General features: G+C 29.7%; 17 protein-coding genes. 14 read left to right on the top strand and 3 right to left on the bottom strand.

From position 1 onward, the window contains the following. Nucleotides 1-5: 5 nt before the first annotated feature. Nucleotides 6-1,259: a glycosyltransferase gene (locus CDLVIII_RS19985; RefSeq protein WP_009171287.1), complete on the top strand. Its 1,254-nt coding sequence runs from the start codon at nucleotides 6-8 to the stop codon at nucleotides 1,257-1,259. 11 nt (nucleotides 1,260-1,270) lie between these two features. After that, nucleotides 1,271-3,379 carry a cellulose biosynthesis cyclic di-GMP-binding regulatory protein BcsB gene (locus CDLVIII_RS19980; protein WP_009171286.1) on the top strand — a complete coding sequence of 703 codons (2,109 nt, stop codon included), beginning with the start codon at nucleotides 1,271-1,273 and terminating at the stop codon, nucleotides 3,377-3,379. Nucleotides 3,380-3,544: 165 nt separating this feature from the next. Here CDLVIII_RS19980 and CDLVIII_RS31520 read toward each other — a convergent pair whose 3' ends face one another. Continuing rightward, on the bottom strand, nucleotides 3,545-3,685 hold the full coding sequence (locus CDLVIII_RS31520) for a hypothetical protein (RefSeq protein ID WP_186005514.1): 141 nt from the start codon (nucleotides 3,683-3,685) through the stop codon (nucleotides 3,545-3,547). Nucleotides 3,686-3,753: 68 nt separating this feature from the next. Between CDLVIII_RS31520 and CDLVIII_RS30130 the strand changes: the two genes are divergently transcribed. The 3 genes from CDLVIII_RS30130 (at nucleotide 3,754) to CDLVIII_RS19965 (ending at nucleotide 5,893) form a co-directional block, all read left to right on the top strand. Beyond that, complete coding sequence (locus tag CDLVIII_RS30130) at nucleotides 3,754-3,939, top strand: phospho-sugar glycosidase domain-containing protein (RefSeq protein ID WP_242835772.1); 186 nt, start codon at nucleotides 3,754-3,756, stop codon at nucleotides 3,937-3,939. Between the two features lie 145 nt (nucleotides 3,940-4,084). Then, on the top strand, nucleotides 4,085-4,693 hold the full coding sequence (locus tag CDLVIII_RS19970) for a copper homeostasis protein CutC (RefSeq protein WP_009171285.1): 609 nt from the start codon (nucleotides 4,085-4,087) through the stop codon (nucleotides 4,691-4,693). A gap of 87 nt (nucleotides 4,694-4,780) precedes the next feature. Then, nucleotides 4,781-5,893 (top strand): DUF3810 domain-containing protein, encoded by a 1,113-nt coding sequence (locus CDLVIII_RS19965; protein WP_009171284.1) that lies wholly within the window; start codon nucleotides 4,781-4,783, stop codon nucleotides 5,891-5,893. A 168-nt stretch (nucleotides 5,894-6,061) separates the two neighbouring features. Here the strand turns inward: CDLVIII_RS19965 and CDLVIII_RS19960 are convergent, their stop codons facing one another. Both CDLVIII_RS19960 and CDLVIII_RS19955 read right to left on the bottom strand, forming a co-directional pair. Next, on the bottom strand, nucleotides 6,062-6,493 hold the full coding sequence (locus CDLVIII_RS19960) for a CBS domain-containing protein (protein WP_009171283.1): 432 nt from the start codon (nucleotides 6,491-6,493) through the stop codon (nucleotides 6,062-6,064). A gap of 45 nt (nucleotides 6,494-6,538) precedes the next feature. Then, complete coding sequence (locus CDLVIII_RS19955; RefSeq protein ID WP_009171282.1) at nucleotides 6,539-7,075, bottom strand: GNAT family protein; 537 nt, start codon at nucleotides 7,073-7,075, stop codon at nucleotides 6,539-6,541. 230 nt (nucleotides 7,076-7,305) lie between these two features. Here CDLVIII_RS19955 and CDLVIII_RS19950 point away from each other — a divergent pair, with 230 nt between their 5' ends. The 9 genes from CDLVIII_RS19950 (at nucleotide 7,306) to CDLVIII_RS19910 (ending at nucleotide 17,452) form a co-directional block, all read left to right on the top strand. Then, the gene (locus CDLVIII_RS19950; RefSeq protein WP_009171281.1) at nucleotides 7,306-8,151 is read left to right on the top strand and encodes a metallophosphoesterase family protein; all 846 of its coding nucleotides are present in this window, start codon (nucleotides 7,306-7,308) and stop codon (nucleotides 8,149-8,151) included. Nucleotides 8,152-8,386: 235 nt separating this feature from the next. After that, complete coding sequence (locus CDLVIII_RS19945) at nucleotides 8,387-9,565, top strand: iron-containing alcohol dehydrogenase (RefSeq protein WP_009171280.1); 1,179 nt, start codon at nucleotides 8,387-8,389, stop codon at nucleotides 9,563-9,565. A 354-nt stretch (nucleotides 9,566-9,919) separates the two neighbouring features. Further along, nucleotides 9,920-11,329 carry an ethanolamine ammonia-lyase reactivating factor EutA gene (locus CDLVIII_RS19940; protein WP_009171279.1) on the top strand — a complete coding sequence of 470 codons (1,410 nt, stop codon included), beginning with the start codon at nucleotides 9,920-9,922 and terminating at the stop codon, nucleotides 11,327-11,329. Between the two features lie 337 nt (nucleotides 11,330-11,666). Beyond that, nucleotides 11,667-12,983: an ethanolamine permease gene (eat, locus tag CDLVIII_RS19935; protein ID WP_009171278.1), complete on the top strand. Its 1,317-nt coding sequence runs from the start codon at nucleotides 11,667-11,669 to the stop codon at nucleotides 12,981-12,983. Nucleotides 12,984-13,236: 253 nt separating this feature from the next. Then, the gene (locus CDLVIII_RS19930; RefSeq protein ID WP_009171277.1) at nucleotides 13,237-14,604 is read left to right on the top strand and encodes an ethanolamine ammonia-lyase subunit EutB; all 1,368 of its coding nucleotides are present in this window, start codon (nucleotides 13,237-13,239) and stop codon (nucleotides 14,602-14,604) included. Nucleotides 14,605-14,607: 3 nt separating this feature from the next. Continuing rightward, entirely contained in the window at nucleotides 14,608-15,378 is a 771-nt protein-coding gene (eutC, locus tag CDLVIII_RS19925; protein ID WP_009171276.1) for an ethanolamine ammonia-lyase subunit EutC, read from the top strand. 159 nt (nucleotides 15,379-15,537) lie between these two features. Further along, nucleotides 15,538-15,810, top strand: a complete 273-nt coding sequence (locus CDLVIII_RS19920) for a hypothetical protein (RefSeq protein ID WP_009171275.1) — start codon at nucleotides 15,538-15,540, stop codon at nucleotides 15,808-15,810. A 371-nt stretch (nucleotides 15,811-16,181) separates the two neighbouring features. Continuing rightward, a complete protein-coding gene (locus tag CDLVIII_RS19915) occupies nucleotides 16,182-16,730 on the top strand; it encodes a GNAT family N-acetyltransferase (RefSeq protein ID WP_009171274.1) in 549 nt (182 codons plus the stop codon). A gap of 482 nt (nucleotides 16,731-17,212) precedes the next feature. After that, nucleotides 17,213-17,452, top strand: coding sequence for a hypothetical protein (locus CDLVIII_RS19910; RefSeq protein ID WP_009171273.1), 240 nt, complete (start codon nucleotides 17,213-17,215; stop codon nucleotides 17,450-17,452). Nucleotides 17,453-17,488 lie beyond the last annotated feature (36 nt).

The raw sequence follows: 17,488 nt of genomic DNA, 5'->3' as shown, positions 1-17,488 counted from the left end.
AAGATATGAGTATTGTAGATTATTTAGTTATGTATTCTTTAATAATAATATGGATAACAGTATTTATGAATGTAGTATTAGTCATATCTGGATATGTGTATTATTCGAAAATAAACAAAGAAAAAATGGATGAACAATTGGAGGAATATCCTTTTGTATCCATATTAGTTCCAGCTCATAATGAAGGCGTGGTTATTAGAAAGACGGTGATTTCATTATTAGAATTAGATTATCCAAAGGATAAATATGAAATAATAGTAGTCAATGATAATTCCAGTGATAATTCAGCAGAAATTTTACAGGAGATGCAAAAGGTTCATAAAGAAAGAAATTTAATAGTAATAAACACTGATAATATAGTTGGAGGAAAAGGAAAATCTAATGCCTTAAATATTGGACTTGGAAAAAGTAAAGGTAGAGTGTTAGCTGTGTATGATGCAGATAACACTCCAGATAAGAAAGCCTTAAAATATCTAGTACAAACTTTAATGAAGGATAAAGGCCTCGGAGCAGTAATTGGAAAATTTAGATGCAGAAATAAAGAAAGAAATTTGTTAACTAATTTTATCAATATAGAAACTCTTACATATCAGTGGATGGCGCAGGCAGGAAGATGGAATTTGCTTAAATTATGCACCATCCCAGGAACTAATTTTGTTGTAAGAAGAGAAATAATGGAAGAAATGGGTGGCTGGGATACTAAGGCTATAACAGAAGATACAGAGGTGAGCTTTAGAATTTATAGAATGGGGTATAAAATAAAATTTATGCCTCTTGCCGTAACTTATGAACAGGAACCTCAAACGGTTAAAGTATGGTTCAGGCAGAGAAACAGATGGGTAAAAGGAAATATATATGTAGTAATAAAAAATTTGAAATATTTATTCAGTGGAAAAGCTGACGTTACGCGATTTGATATATTATATTACACTTTAGTTTATTTTTTCTTTTTATCTGCAAGCGTAATATCAGATACTATATTTATACTTGGTGGAATGAATTTAGTTCAAATACATATTGGAGGATATCAAGCAATTTTATGGCTTATGGCATTATTGGTTTTTATCTTATCTGTAATGGTAGCAATTTCGACCGAAAAGGGAGAATTAAATTTTAAGAACGTGTTAATTATACTATTAAGCTATTTCACTTATTGCAAAATGTGGGCTATAGTATCTGTAGCTGGATTTTATAATTATTTGAGGGATATTGTTTTTAGAAGAGAAACAAAATGGTATAAGACAGAAAGATTTTCATAGGGGGGAATACAGTGAAAAAAATTATTATAAATACTATGAATATTTTACTCTTAGTAATAGTCTTTTCTTTAAATATAATAGTAGGAGTTTCAGCAGCACCCAAAGGAAACAATATAGCGGAGCAGAATGCAAGCAGTAAGACTTATAATTTTAATAATGATGTAGTTTTTAGCGGAGCATTTTCAAGCCATAGTACTTATTTTGATATAGATGAGTGGTGGAAAAATACAAAAGTAACGGCAGAAATTAATTTTGGCATAAATCAATTAATTGTTGCAGATCAAGAAGCATACATAAAATTATCAGTTAATGGAACACCTTTTTATTCGCAAAAAATAATATATAAAAATGATTCAGAAGAACAAAAAATAAATGTTTCTATACCTGATAATATTTTAAAAAGCGGCTCAAATGAGTTAAAAGTAGAGACATATTTAAGGCCTTCCGATGAAGCTTGTAAAGATGATGTTAATCTTGCTAATTGGTTTGTAATAAAAAAGAGCAGCAATGTAAAAGCAACATTTAATAATATTATTTCTGATAATAAAATATCTAATTTTCCATATCCATTTTTAAAAAATCAAGATAACACTTATGATTCAGATGATTTATCAATTATAATCCCTGATAATTATAGTGATGGAGAGTTAAGTGCAGCATTTATTTTAAATTCATATTTAGAAAAGTTAAATGATACATATAAAAATAAAATAAGTATATTAAAATACAGTGATTTTGCCAAAAAAGAGAACACAAATAGTATTTATATTGGAGGCTATAATAGCTTTCAAAATGAATTTAATATGCAAGGCAATGAAAATAGTAATTGTCTTATAAAGGTATTAAATTCATCATATTCAAAAAATGAAAATGTTAAAACTATGGTAATTTTATGTGATAATGATGATAATTTAATAAAAGGAATCAAAACCTTACAAAATAGCGATTTAGTATTTCAACTAAATAGTGATACCTATAATGTAACTGGTGATTTAAAAGTAGAAACTATGCCAGATACTAATACAAGTGGAAAAGTCACTTTTAAAGACATGGGAATCAATGAAATACAATTAGCAGGTCCTTTTAGAAGAGAATCGACTATAAGTTATAGCATTCCTAAAAATAGAATTTTTTCTCAAAGTGATAAGATTAAGCTATTCATGAGATACTCTGATAATCTTGATTTTGATAAATCTTTAGTTACTATTTATATAAATAATACACCAATAGGTAGTAAAAAGTTAGAAGAAGCTAAATGTTCACAGGATGAGATAGAATTAAATTTGCCGAGTGATGTTAGTAATACAAATTATTTAGATATAAAAGTTGCTTTTGACTTAGAACAAAAAAATACTTATTGTGAAAAAAGAGAGGAAGAAACTCCTTGGGCTTTAGTAACAGGAGATTCCTATTTATATATTGGGAATAACAGTATAAATGAATATTATTTTTCTAGTTACGGTGCTCCATTTGTGAAAGATGGAATGTTTAATGATACAGCAATGATTGTACCCGATAAGTTAAGCTCTGAGGAAATAAATTCTTTAGGAAAAGTTGTAGGGTACTTAGGAAAAGACATTTCGTATAACAATGGAGACTTTAAGGTCGTTAGAAGCTCTAATATAACTGATAACGATAAAAAGAAAAATATAATTATTTATGGAACTCCTCAAACAAACAATTTGATTACAGCTATAAATGATCAGCTATGGTTTAAATATGATGAAAATAACTCTAAACTTTTATCAAATGAAAAACTGGAGTTAACAGATCCTTTTAGCTCAAAAATTGCTGATTTTCAATTTGATATATCTAAGTTTGATAGTCAAAAAGCTATGCTTGTATTAACATCACCAGATAGCGAAATATTAAAAGATTCATTAACTTATTTAAGTTCAACTGAAATGCTTTCAAAACTTAATGGAGATTGTGTAATAATAGATCAAAATGGTGATATTAAAACATATAAAATGAAAAAAGAAACTTCAAAGCCTGCTTATGAAAAAATTGAAGCTTTAAGTGGTAATGCTAAAGCATTGCTTATAATTACAGGATTATTTTTAGTATTTGCAGTAAGTGCTGCAGCATTGTATTTTATGAAGAATAGGAAAAAGAAATAAATAAAATTAGAATTTTTATTTAGTATGCTAGAATAGTAAATGAGAACGTTGAAAATAATAATAAATTAAAAGTTATACAAATGAAAAGGTTAAAGCCTCAGTATAAGAATACTAAACCTTTAACCTTTTTCGTTCCATATAATATGTTTGCATAAAAGTCTTTAGTTAAATTTTTATAGCTCTCCAGCAGGCTTCTATAGTTTGTTTTATTTCTAATTCTCCTAATGGATACTTATTATTTAAATGGCCTTTAATAACAGATATAATCAACCCAGTAGCTATCTGACAACACATCATCAAATTCATTTCTCTAATAATTCATTGCTTTTGCCCTTCAAGTATAATTGAAAAAAAATCATTCATTGCAGGGGCAGTTGTGTTTTTTAACTCTTCACATATGCAATGAAGAATACATGAGGTATATGGGAGAATTGCAGATATTAAAAACTAATCAGAAGGCGGATCATAGGACAAATGTTGTAGCACGTGTTGCAGAAAACTATGTTCATATGCTTAAGTATATAGATGGTGGCAAAAAATTTTATTTTAATATAAAATAAATGTAAAGACAAAATGAGATTTAATAAAGAGACAGAAGAGAAATTAATTTCTACGAGAAAAGCAGTTAAATAACTAAAAAATAGACAATAATTAATATAAAATTTACTATCAATTAAAGGAATAATACTGGAGGTACAAATAAATATGGCCATATTGGAAATGTGTGTTGGAAATTATGAGGATGCTGTTTCAGCTGCTCATAAAGGAGCAGATAGAATAGAGTTATGTGATAATTTGTTAGAGGATGGAACTACTCCAAGCTTCGGAACAATTAAAAAGACTATAGAGAAATTAAATATTCCTGTAATGGTTATTATAAGGCCGCGTGGAGGAAAATTCGTATATACAGAAGATGAAGCAGAAATAATGAAATATGATATAGAAATGTGTAAAAAGCTTGGAGCTTATGGAGTGGTGATTGGAGCAATAAAAAATTGTAGGGTAGATAAAAGACTTATTAAGGAATTAGTACAATTGGCTAAACCTATGAGCATAACTTTTCATATGGCATTTGATGAAGTAGAAGATAAGTTTGCAGCAGTTGATGAATTAATAGGGCTTGGTGTAGATAGAATACTTACAAAAGGTGGAGCTAAAGATGCTATGTCTGGTAAAGATACCTTAAAAGAGTTAGTTGATTATGCTGATGCAAGAATTTCAATTATGCCAGGAAAAGGTGTAAATAAGGAAAACAGAGATTTTCTGTTGGAGTATACAGGTGCGGATGAAATACATGGCAGTAAGATAGTTTAATAAAAAAATGCTTTTAATAATTGGTATAATATAAAGTATACATGAAAGTTTTAAATGGATGATTACGGTATGAAAGGCTAGAAGAAAATGAATAATTTAACTGAAACAAGAGAAATTTTATCTAATAAAAGAAAGTTAAAAATAAGTGTAGTATTATTTTTAGTCAGTGCTGCATTATTTATTATGGCAAGATATATAGATAAATTTTCAGATTTGTACTATAAATATATCTATATAATAGTACTTAATACTATTCCAAGAGGATTTTCGCTAATTCCCTTTTCAGTATATGAGATAATACTATATGGTTTTTCAATATTTATATTAGTTAGATTAATAAGGTATATTTATCTTGGCATAACTAAAAAACTTTCGTTTAAGAAAATTATTATAAGAGCAACGAGTAATTTTCTGATCTATGTATCAGTTTTTTTGTTTTTAAATATGATAGCTTTAGGTGTTAACTCTTTTAGAACGGATTTTGTTACTTTAACAAATTTGAAGGTTAGTAATAATTCAGACGAAGAAAGGCTTATTGAGATTTGCGAACGTTTTAAAGATAAGCTTAATGAATTAGATGGAAAGATACAAAAGGATCAAAATGGATTTTTAAAATTGGATACTAATGTAAGGCAGGAAGGAAGAGATAATATGAAAAATTTGGGTAAGACTTACTCGTTTCTTCAAGGCTATTATCCTATTCCTAAGCCATATATTTTTTCTAAGGTAATGTCTTATCAACTATTAGAAGGAGAGACAAATTTTACTCTTGAAGCTAACTATAATAATGATATGCCACAAGTCGATATTCCAAGTACTATTTGCCATGAATTAAGTCATGTAAAAGGATTTATAAATGAATATGAAGCAAATTATATAAGCTTTCTCGCATGTATTAATTCAAATAGTTACGAATATCAATATAGTGGGTATTTTATGGCATATTCTTATTGCATGAGTGATTTATATTATTCTAACTTAGATGCTTTCAAAAAAATAAATGGTGAGCTTTCTGACAATGTGAAGCTGGAGCTAAAAAATGAAGCCTTATTTTGGGATAGCTATAGAGGTGGAATATCAGATTTATACGACAATGTATATGATAAGATACTAAAAGCGGGCGGCCAGGAAGATGGTATCAGAAGTTACAATGTTGTTGTTAAATTGTTAATGGCAGGATATGGAGATCAATTTGAATAATTTTTTTGGTAATAATTTAACTAATATAATAAAATAGCATTTTAAGAAAATTAAAAATTAAAAATTTTCATAAATAAAAAACCATGCATGAAAAAGTGTTTATACTTTTGTAATGCATGGTTTTATGAGTTTTTTGCAGTTTTCTCAGCAGATTAAATTAACTGAGAATTACGCGTGATTGTTTGTTCCAGGTTGTGAGATGTTTTTAAGTGCATTCTCTGCATTATCTTGAAGGTTAGGTTCAACTGAAATATCTCCAAGAGCTACTATTCCTACAAGATTATTATTTTCTACAATAGGAAGTCTTCTTATCTGCTCGTCACTCATTATTCTTGCAGCATCATGAACATCCATTTCAGGGCGTCCTGTAACAGGATTAGAACTCATAACATCACATATTTTTTGCTGGCTTGTGTTTGCTCCGGATGCTACAGAATTTAAGGTAATATCTCTATCTGTAACAATTCCGACTAATTTTTGCTGATCACATACAGGTATTGAACCAACATCAAACTGCTTCATCATTTTAGCAGCTCTTTCAACAGAATCCTTTGAATTTAAGCTTACTATATCTTTTGACATTATATCTTTTACTAACATAATATCACCTCCCAAAATATATTTCCCACTAAATTCACTTTTTATTTATATAAATTTTCGTTCTCCTCTTAATATGTCCATATACACTTCATCACAAAATTTTCCTTTCAAATAATAGCATTGTCTTCTTCTTCCTATTTCCTTAAACCCAACTTTTTTATAACAATTAATTGCTCTTTCATTAAATGAAAAAACTTTCAACATTATATTATTTAGGTTTAAATAATTAAATCCATAATCTAGTAATAAGTTAAGTACTTCTTCTCCATATCCTTTATTACGATTTTTTTCATTACCAATAAATAATCCGACTTCTGCACATTGCCTTAATTGATCAATTTCTTGAATTCCACAATTACCAATTAATTCATCATTATCTAAACTAACTATTGCAAAATGATATTTATTAGAATTATGTAAGATCCATTCTTTTTCACTTTCAAAAGATGAAATGTTACATGAAACTCCTAATCCATCTGTAAGACTAAAATCATTAAACCATTTAACGTAACTCTCAACATCTTCAACATTCATAGGTGATAAATAGACCTGCGTGCCTATTAATTTTTTGAAATACTTCATTTCTCATCTCGCTCCAAATTTATCATAAATTATATATGTTCATTAGGGTATAGTTACATATAACACTTATTATAGCAGAACTTGAAAAAAGTTACATAGAATATACCCAATAATATAAAAGGAAATTTACAATTTAATAAGTAATTCACTTAAATTAACAATAGCATAATTAAATGTTAATAATGAAGTGATATAGTGACAATAGAAATAAGATAGGAGGAATTTATATTATGAGGCTTGTTATATTAGGAGATTTTCATTATTCATCTCTTGAAGAAATGGATACGGAGAAAGATAAGCAGATATTTGATATTAGAGATAAGTATTATGAAAAGGTGATATATAACTTTTTAAAAACTAAAGGTGATTATCATATATCTTTGGGTGACCTAACTAATTATGGTAATAAACAAGAACTGGAATATGTATGCAGTGCAATGAAAAATAAAGGAGTTAACTTTATTCATGTACTAGGAAATCATGATAGCTATAGCTTATCAAAAAATGATATTTTAAGTATTACAAAGCAAGAAAGATATTTTTCTATATGTGAAGATAATATTATAATGATTTTTATTGATTCAACTCTTGAAACAAATCATGAGCGCTGGGCAGGATATATGGATGAGATACAGCTTCAGTGGCTTAAAAATGAAATCATACATTCAACAGGTAAGACAATTCTTATTTTTTCCCATCATCCAGTCTACGGAACTACAACTTTCTCAAAAGATGAAAACTCATATATAGAACAAATTGAAGAGTTAAATAAAATTTTAGCGTTGCATAAAGGGCGTGGAATATTTTTTTGTGGTCATAATCATGCTAATTCGATATGTAAAAGAGATAATTGGCATTTTGTTCAGACAGCAGCTACTTTAGACATCAATGCATTTAGAGTGGTTGATATTTATGATGACAAAATAAAGCTTGATTACAAGGAAGTAGACAATGTAAGTGAGCTTTCTAAAAATCTGGGATCTAATATGTTTCGCTTTTCACTTAAGGACAATGCAGTAGGAAATGAAGAGGACAGAAGATTAGAAATTTTAAATGATGTGATAATTAGTTCATAAAACTGAAGTTGATAAGCTGGAAAAAGATATTAGTGCAATATTAAGCAAAGAAGCTTAGAAATCCACTTTAAGTTTGAATCTTCCTTAATTTTCCTTGACATAGACCTTGCTCGAAGTATTATGATAATATTGTATAAAATAAATTTATTTATGTAATTCATGAAATATATGTAAGCAAAATAAATTTATTGGGTATGATATAAAACATAAAATGTATTGAGGAGCGTGTTAGTTAATGGAGAATTTTGAATTTTATACACCAACTAAAGTAGTTTTTGGAAAAGGCGCAGAGATGCAGGTAGGTGCTCTTGTGAAGTCCCAAAACTGTAAGAAAGTATTAGTGCATTTTGGTGGAAATAGTGCAAAGAAATCAGGACTTTTAGATAGAGTTTTTGAATCTTTAAAAAGAGAAGACATTGATTATATAAGTTTAGGAGGCGTAGTTCCAAATCCTAGACTCTCAAAAGTATATGAAGGTATCGAGCTATGCAAAAAGGAAGGCGTTGATTTTATATTAGCTGTTGGTGGAGGCAGTGTTATTGATTCTGCTAAAGCAATAGGATATGGAATGGCAAATGACTGTGATGTGTGGGATATATATACTAGAAAAGCAGAGGTTACTGGCTGTCTGCCAATTGGTGCAATATTGACTATTTCAGCAGCTGGAAGTGAAATGAGCGATTCATCAGTAATTACAAATGAAGATGGATGGCTAAAGAGAGGCTTTAATAGCAATTACTCACGCTGCAAATTTGCGATTATGAATCCAGAACTTACTTATACATTGCCTAAATATCAAACAGCAAGTGGTGCGGTAGATATTTTGATGCATACAATGGAACGTTATTTTACTCAATCAGAAAGTATGGAGATTACAGATAACATTAGCGAAGGTCTAATGAGGGCAGTAATTAATAATGCAAAGATATTGATGACAGAACCTGAAAATTATGATGCTCGTGCTGAGATTATGTGGGCAGGAAGTCTTTCACATAATGGATTAACAGGATGTGGGTCTATTGGAGACTGGGCATGTCATCAGCTTGAACATGAACTTGGAGGTATGTTTGATGTAGCTCATGGAGCTGGGCTTGCAGCAGTATGGGGAAGCTGGGCTAGATATGTATATAAGAGTAATGTTACACGTTTTGTACAATTTGCTGTGAATGTAATGGGAGTATCGAATGATTTCCGTAATCCGGAGAAAGTGGCTTTAGAAGGAATTAAAGCAATGGAAAACTTTTATCATCAAATTGATATGCCAACTTCAATAAGTGAGCTTGGAGTTAAATTAACAGACGAGCAAATAGACGAATTATCGTATAAATGCAGTTTTAAGAATACAAGAACTATTGGAGCATTTAAGCCTCTTAATACTGAAGATATGAAAAATATTTATGTTATGGCCAAATGATTTTAGAGTTATGTTAAAATTTTCTTTCATGAAAAATTTAATACACAGGAAAGACGTTTATAATACAAGAAAATAAAAAGATAATTAAGTTAATCATAGCTATAAGTTAATTTTGTAAAGAAAAAGTGAAAATATATTTACAAGATAGAAAAGTAGATATACAATGTCAGTAATATATTAAGTAATGGTGCTTAAAGGAATTTGTTCTTTAAGCGCCATTTTTTAGTATATTGATTAAATAATTTTGCAGGAATCTTATTTAATAAGCTTATATGAAATTCAATATAAAAGACAATGGTGTCAAGTATTAATTTGCATCATTGTCTTCTTTTTTATTTTAGGAGGTGAAAATATATTTTACAAAGTCAGATATATAGTATAGGAGTTGATATTGGGACATCGACAACGGAAGTCATAGTCAGCAAATTAAAGCTCAAAAACATTTTAAGTTCTTCATTAATAAGGGAAACAGTAATTGATGGAAAAGAAATAATCTATAAAAGCCCTATTGAATTTACACCTTTATTAGATGAGGTAACTATTAATTTTAGTAAAGTCAAAGAGATTGTCGCTAAGGCTATTAAATCAAGCGGAATAGAAAAAAATAAGATATCAACAGGAGCTGTAATTATAACTGGAGAAACTGCAAGAAAAGAAAATGCAGCAGAAGTATCTAATAGTCTTTCGGAGTTTCTAGGGGATTTTGTAGTAGCAACTGCAGGCCCTAAACTTGAGTCATTACTTGCAGGCTTTGGTTCAGGTGCTTGTGATATGTCAAAGGAGCGTAACAGAAGAATAATAAATCTTGATATTGGAGGAGGGACAACTAACGCAGCAATTTTCAACTGCGGTGAATGTGAAGAAACCTTTGCATTGGATATTGGGGGAAGACTTATTAAGTTTGATGATGAAGGGAAAGTCATTTATATTTCAAAAAGAATTGAATTTCTCATAAAGAAGTTAAATCTAGATATTGAAATTGGGAAAATAGCAGATATAAAGGATATAGAATCTTTATGCAAAAAATTAGCATGCAGTTTATCAGAGGTTTGTATCTTAAAAGAAATGAGAGAAGATACTGAAAAGTTATTTATAACTGAAGGCTTTGCAGGGATTAAAGCAGATTATATAAGTTTTTCAGGAGGAATAGGTGAATATATAGGTGATATAAATGTAGAGCTTAGTCTTAAAGAAGCCATGAAACACAAAGATATAGGAGTGGTGCTAGGAAATTGTATAAGTACAGAATTTAAAAAATATAAGAAGCTTGTGATATCTCCAAAAGAAAAAATAAGGGCAACAGTAATTGGAGCAGGAAATCATTCAATGACAATAAGCGGCAGCACAATAGCTTTTGATAAATCTGTACTACCACTTAAAAATATACCTATATTAAAACCATTTTACAAAGAAGAGAAATTAAATGAAATATATGCTCAAGGAATTAAAAATATCAGTATATATGAAGAATCTCCAATAGCAATTTCTCTTATAGGGCCTAAGAGTCCAAGTTACGAAGAGCTTAAGATAATTGGAAATCAAATAATAAAGTTGTATGAAGAAATTGATGGACCAATAATCGTAATTTTAGAAAATGATTTTGGAAAAGCTCTTGGGCAGATAATTTTATTAAATTTAAAAAAGAAAAGAGAAGTTATATGTATAGATAAAATATCTACTAAGAATGGAGACTATATGGATATAGGTCTGCCTATAGGTGATGCGATTCCTGTAGTCATAAAGACATTAATTTATAACTGCTAAGTTAAATATTAAAAAGGTAACTATGAAACTATTTATGTATGAAAGAATTTAATTATAAAAATACAAAAATACTTAATTATTAATATATTTAACTATAAAAATATAAAAGTATTTAAATATTAATAAATTTAAATATAAAAATTTATTAATATTTTACTATGAAAATATAAAAGAAGAAAAATATATAAATATTTATAGTAAACATCAGGCTTTAAGGGGTTTTTGTATATAAAATTTTTTAATTGCTTTGAATGTTTTAAGGAATAATCAATTAATTTTATTTTATAAATTTTAAATTAATCTGTTAATTTGAATAGATATATGGAGAGTGATAAAGATGAATAATGAATTAAAAAAGACTTTAAAACCAATACAGCTTTGGGGAATAATAGTTGGTATGGTTATATCGGGAATGTATTGTGGATGGAATTATGCATTGGACTTTACAAGTCCAGTTGGATTTATAGTAGCAATTTTAATAGTTACAGTTTTTTATACTACATTTATGTTTAGTTATGCAGAGCTTTCTACTGCGATTCCTCATGCAGGAGGACCTTCAGAATATGCATCAAGGGCTCTTGGAAAGTTTGGTGGTTTTTTTGCCGGTTTTTCATGCTTAGTTGAATTTTTATTTGCAACACCAGCAATAGCTTTGTCAATTGGCGCATATATTAATTTTCTAATACCAGGAGTTCCAGCAGTTATAGCAGCCATAATCGCTTATGCAATATTTGTAATCATAAATTGCCTTGGAATTGAAGCAGCAGCTAAAGTTGAACTTACTGTTACTGTTATTGCTATAGCAGGATTAATATTATTTGTAGGAGCAGGTGCGCCACATATCGAGATGAGTAATATTCTTGGTGGCGATATTTTCAAAGGCGGCTTCAGTGGAATTTTTGGTGCAATACCATTTGCAATTTGGTTTTACTTGGCTGTTGAAGGAGGAGCAATGTCAGCTGAAGAATGTGAAAATCCTAAAAGAGACATACCAAAAGGTTTTATTTTAGGGATAGCTACTCTTGTAGTATTAGCACTTGCAACTTTCTTTGTAACAGCAGGAACAACAGATGCAGGAACTATAAGTTCATCAGATTCACCACTACCTACAGCCTTAGAGGGAATATATGGAGCAGGGCTTCTATCAAATGCAATGAGCTTCATAGGATTATTTGGTCTTATTGCAAGTCTTCATGGAATAATTATAGGATATTCGAGACAAGGGTTTGCAATGTCAAGAGCTGGATATTTGCCAAAATTTTTGTCAAAGACAAATTCTAAAGGTGCACCAGTGCATTCTATAGTTATAATGAGTTTAATTGGAATGATATTTGTTTTAACAGGACAAACTGCTGTAATCATTGTTATATCATCCTTTGGGGCTGTTGCATTATATATAATAAGTATGATTTCTTTATTTATTTTAAGAAGCAGAGAGCCAGAGCTTAACAGACCTTTTAAAGTTGCTTATCCTATTGTACCTGCTGTAGCAATTATAATAGCATTCGTATTTTTAGTTGCGTTAATTATCTCGAATTTTTCTACTGTCCTATGGGTAGTGGGGGCTTATGCTTTAGCAATAATTTATTATTTTATATATTCAAAGGTTAGTGGAACAAGTGTAGAAGAACAGCTTGATGGAGAAACTATATAAGTGACGATGAACAATGTACAATTAATAATTGAAAATGAAAGAAGAAAAGTTTATAAAATGTTGCAATAATAAAATTACATTTAGGATGTCTATCCGATAAATAAATATTCAGATGCTAAATGTAGAAAATCAATTACAACATATATTTTCAAAAATAGGATTTTATCAGAAATCGTACATCGTTAACTGTAAATTAGCGGATGGGCATTATGTGCTTATCTGCTAATTGTCACTAAATGAAGGAGAGACAGATATGATTTTAAAAACAGCGCTTTTTGGAAAAGTATATAATTTCAAAGATGTAAAGGAAGTTCTTGCAAAGGCAAATGAAGAAAAATCCGGAGATAGACTTGCAGGAATTATAGCAAATTCAACTGAAGAACGAGTTGCAGCAAAAATTGTACTTTCAGAGCTTACTATAGGGGATTTAAGAAATAATCCTGTGGTAGATTATGAAAAAGACGAAATCACTAGAGTTATTCAAGATGGAGTAAACGAAGAAGTTTTTAATAATATTAAAGGAATGACAATAGGTGAATTTAGGGAATTTCTCTTAGCAAAAGATGGAGATGAAATTAAAGGAGTAAGAGATGGGTTAACTTCAGAAGTTATAGCAGGTGTAGCTAAACTTATGAGTAATATGGATCTTATATGTGCATCAAGAAAGCTCATAAATACTGCTACGTGCAATACCACTATTGGAAAGAGCGGAACACTTTCAGCAAGACTTCAGCCAAATCATCCAACAGACAGCCTTGATGGGATAATGGCTTCTGTTATGGAAGGAGTAAGTTATGGAGTAGGCGATGCTGTAATAGGTCTTAACCCAGCAGTAGATACCATTGACAGTGTATATAATATATTAAAGTCATTTAAAGACTTCATGTGTAAGTTTAAAATACCAACTCAAAATTGTGTTTTAGCTCATGTTACAACTCAAATGGAAGCTTTAAAAAAGGGAGCACCTATGGATTTGATGTTTCAAAGCATAGCAGGCTCTGAACTTTCTAATAGAGCTTTTGGAATAGATGTGAAGTTAATGGATGAAGCTTATGCTATGATGAAAGAGTTAAAATCTTCTAAAGGTGATAACTTCATGTATTTTGAAACTGGACAAGGTTCAGAATTATCTTCAGATGGGCATAATGGGGCGGATCAGCTTACAATGGAAGCGAGATGTTACGGCTTTGCTAAAAAGTATAATCCTTTTTTAGTTAATACAGTTGTTGGTTTTATAGGCCCAGAATATCTATATGATGGAGCGCAGGTAATAAGAGCAGGACTTGAAGATCATTTTATGGGAAAATTAACTGGGTTATCAATGGGAGTTGATGCCTGTTATACAAATCACATGAAGGCAGATCAAAATGATTTAGAGAATTTAGCAGTGCTGCTTGCACAAGCCAACTGCAATTATTTTATGGGAGTTCCAGGTGGCGATGATGTAATGTTAATGTATCAGTCTTCAAGCTATCATGATATAGCAGCTTTAAGAGAAATAACAAATAAAAGACCAATTAAAGAATTTGAAGAAAGACTTGAAGAGCTTGGAATAATGAAAAATGGAATATTGACAAGCAGGGCAGGAGATCCGTCAATATTTTTAAATATGGGAGTGTAAGTTATGGAAAAGGATATTTTAGAAGATATATCGACAATTGATTTAAGTGCTAAAGTTTCTGTAGATAATCCAATAGATTATAATGGTCTTATGAGTTTAAAAAAATCAACATCAGCAAGAATTTGCATAGGAAGAGCTGGTTCACGTTACAAAACAAGTGATTACTTAAGGCTTAGAGCAGATCATGCAGTTGCAATGGATGCAGTCTGGACTCATGTAGATGAAGAAGTAATTGATGACCTTGGTTTTTATAAGGTTCAAACCTTAGTAAAAGATAAAGAAGAGTATATAACAAGGCCTGACCTCGGAAGAAGTTTTTCTGAAGAAGTCATAAATGAGATAAAAGAAAAATGCATTAATAATGTTGATGTTCAGATTATAGCAGGGGATGGATTAAGCTCACCAGCTATAACTGTAAATTTAAAGGAAATATATCCTATGATTGTTGATGGCGTAAAAGCTAAAGGATACAAAATAGGAACTCCTATCTTTGTTAAATATGCCAGAGTTGCTACTATGGATAAAATAAGTGAAGCAATAAATGCAAAGGTTACACTTATATTGATTGGAGAAAGGCCAGGTCTTGCTACAGGTGAAAGCATGAGCTGCTACATGGCTTATGAGGCAAGCAGCAGAAAGCCAGAATCTCAACGAACAGTAATATCAAATATACACAGAAATGGAATGCCACCAGTAGAAGCAGGGGCACAGATTGTTGAGTTAATAGGAACGTTGCTAAGGGAAAAGAAAAGTGGTATAGAGCTTAAATTATAGATATCCAACTTTAAAATTAAGCTTATATAATTTCTGGTATAGGTACGCAAAAAAGTTTAATTAAAATAGATGATTATTCTAATTAATGCAGAATAGTAAGTTAGGGCGTCACAACTATAACATTGCAAAATAAGGAAAATTTATAAGGGGAGATGGGTGATGTTTTTATTTAACAAGATAATCTTTTCGTTTATTAAGGAAGATGTATACATTGGATATTCAATTGAAGAAGTATCAAAAATAATAAATATTCTAGAAGAGAACAATATCGAATATACTCACAAAGCAATAAATGATTTAAGATATGGTGATAGATTTAGTTTAAATAGGGTTGGAGTGAACATGGACTATCAAATCCAGTATACTATTTCTGTTGGCAAAAGTGATTATGCTGAAGCGAAATATCTTGTTAATAAGGTTTTGCACCCATAAAATAGTGAAAGTTAATTTTGATACTAAAATAATAAACTTTATTTCATAATCTTCTCAAATTATGAATCGCTAAAAATAAATAGCAAATTGTAAAATCGTATTATTCAAGGGATTGAATTTACGATTTTTTTACTGAGTAATTCTACACTAGGAACAGCTACATCTACTGAGAAATGATGTAGCAAATTATAAAAGTGATCTTTGAAAATTGAATAATGCGATTTTTACAAAATATGCTATATTAATGCGGAATAGTAGATCGTTACGAATTAAAAAAACTTTATTAAAGCATGGATCTACTTGTTTTTAATATATCATAATGTCACACTTAAATAGATGCTTTAGAAAAGATGATAAGGAGGAATATGGGAATGAAAGTATTAGAGACAGATCGATTAATTCTTAGAAACTGGGTTGAATCAGATGTGGAAAGTTTATATAAAATTGCAAGTGATGAACATGTTGGACCAGCTTGTGGATGGGAACCTCATAGGGATATTGAGGAAAGTCAGCATATCTTAAGAAATATTTTAATGAATGATTACACATTTGCAATTATTTTAAAAGAATATAATCAGGTAATTGGGAATATAGGTTTCATAACAATGCCAGGAAGCAAATATTGCGAGAACAAACTTCAACATGAAATAGGTTTTTGGCTTGGATATTCTTATTGGGGAAATGGATATATGCCGGAAGCCTGTAAATGTTTAATGATGTATGGATTTATGCAATTGAAACTTAAAAAGATTATATGTACCCATGTGATAGAAAATAATAATTCGGAAAGTGTTCAGAGGAAATGTAATTTCAAATATGCATATACAGATAGATTTTTTCATAAAGGTCGTAATAGAGAGGTTACAATGATCGTTAATCAGATTAGTAGTGAGGATTACTATTTGTTGGATAATAAATAAAACGCTTAATTACAAGAGGAGGTAAAATCAAAAATATCATTCATTGGTGCAATGACAAATCTTGACGCAAATGGTGAGTTCTTTATAACATCGGCTGGATGGTCAAATATCAATGCTCGAAATTGTAGCATTGTTAAAATACGATATCCAATTATAATTTAGGACTTAAATTAAAGAGCAAGTAGTTAGTTTGGATTTTTTAAATAAAACGTAATAGTAGGTTAAAACGAATTATACTAGTAGCCTAATATAAAGTAGGGGGATTTTAAAATGAAAAAATTATTACCGAGCATTTTACTAAGCTTTTTCTCTTTTCCTTTAGGTTGTCTTTTGCGGTATATATACTTTTTTACGCTACCTTCTTAGGGAGATGGAGGGGTAGCATTATTATCTATAGTTATCTCCTTAAATATGATTTCTCTTATTATGTCTCTGAATGCTATAGCTAATACAAAAAAAGATTAAAAGGTGGGTATATGAAAATGAAAGAAAAATTTAATAGTATCTATCCCATAGCTAATTCTATACTTGTAATAAGTATAGAATTATTTAAAAGTATTGATTATATATTTTGGATTTTAATATTAATACTTAATCTTATTTCATTAAGTATATCATTAAAGGAGGATACGAAAGCAAAAGTCGGGACAAAGATATTTGGAGGAATAACTCTTGTTGTATCAATATGTTTTATAAACTTTATGGAATTATTCTATAAGTGACTGTCAACAAACAATATTATAACATCATGAGTTGGG

This window comes from Clostridium sp. DL-VIII, from assembly GCF_000230835.1.
GTDB lineage: Bacteria > Bacillota > Clostridia > Clostridiales > Clostridiaceae > Clostridium.
Note: the sequence above shows the minus strand (reverse complement) of the source record. Positions and strands in the feature narration are given on the sequence as shown.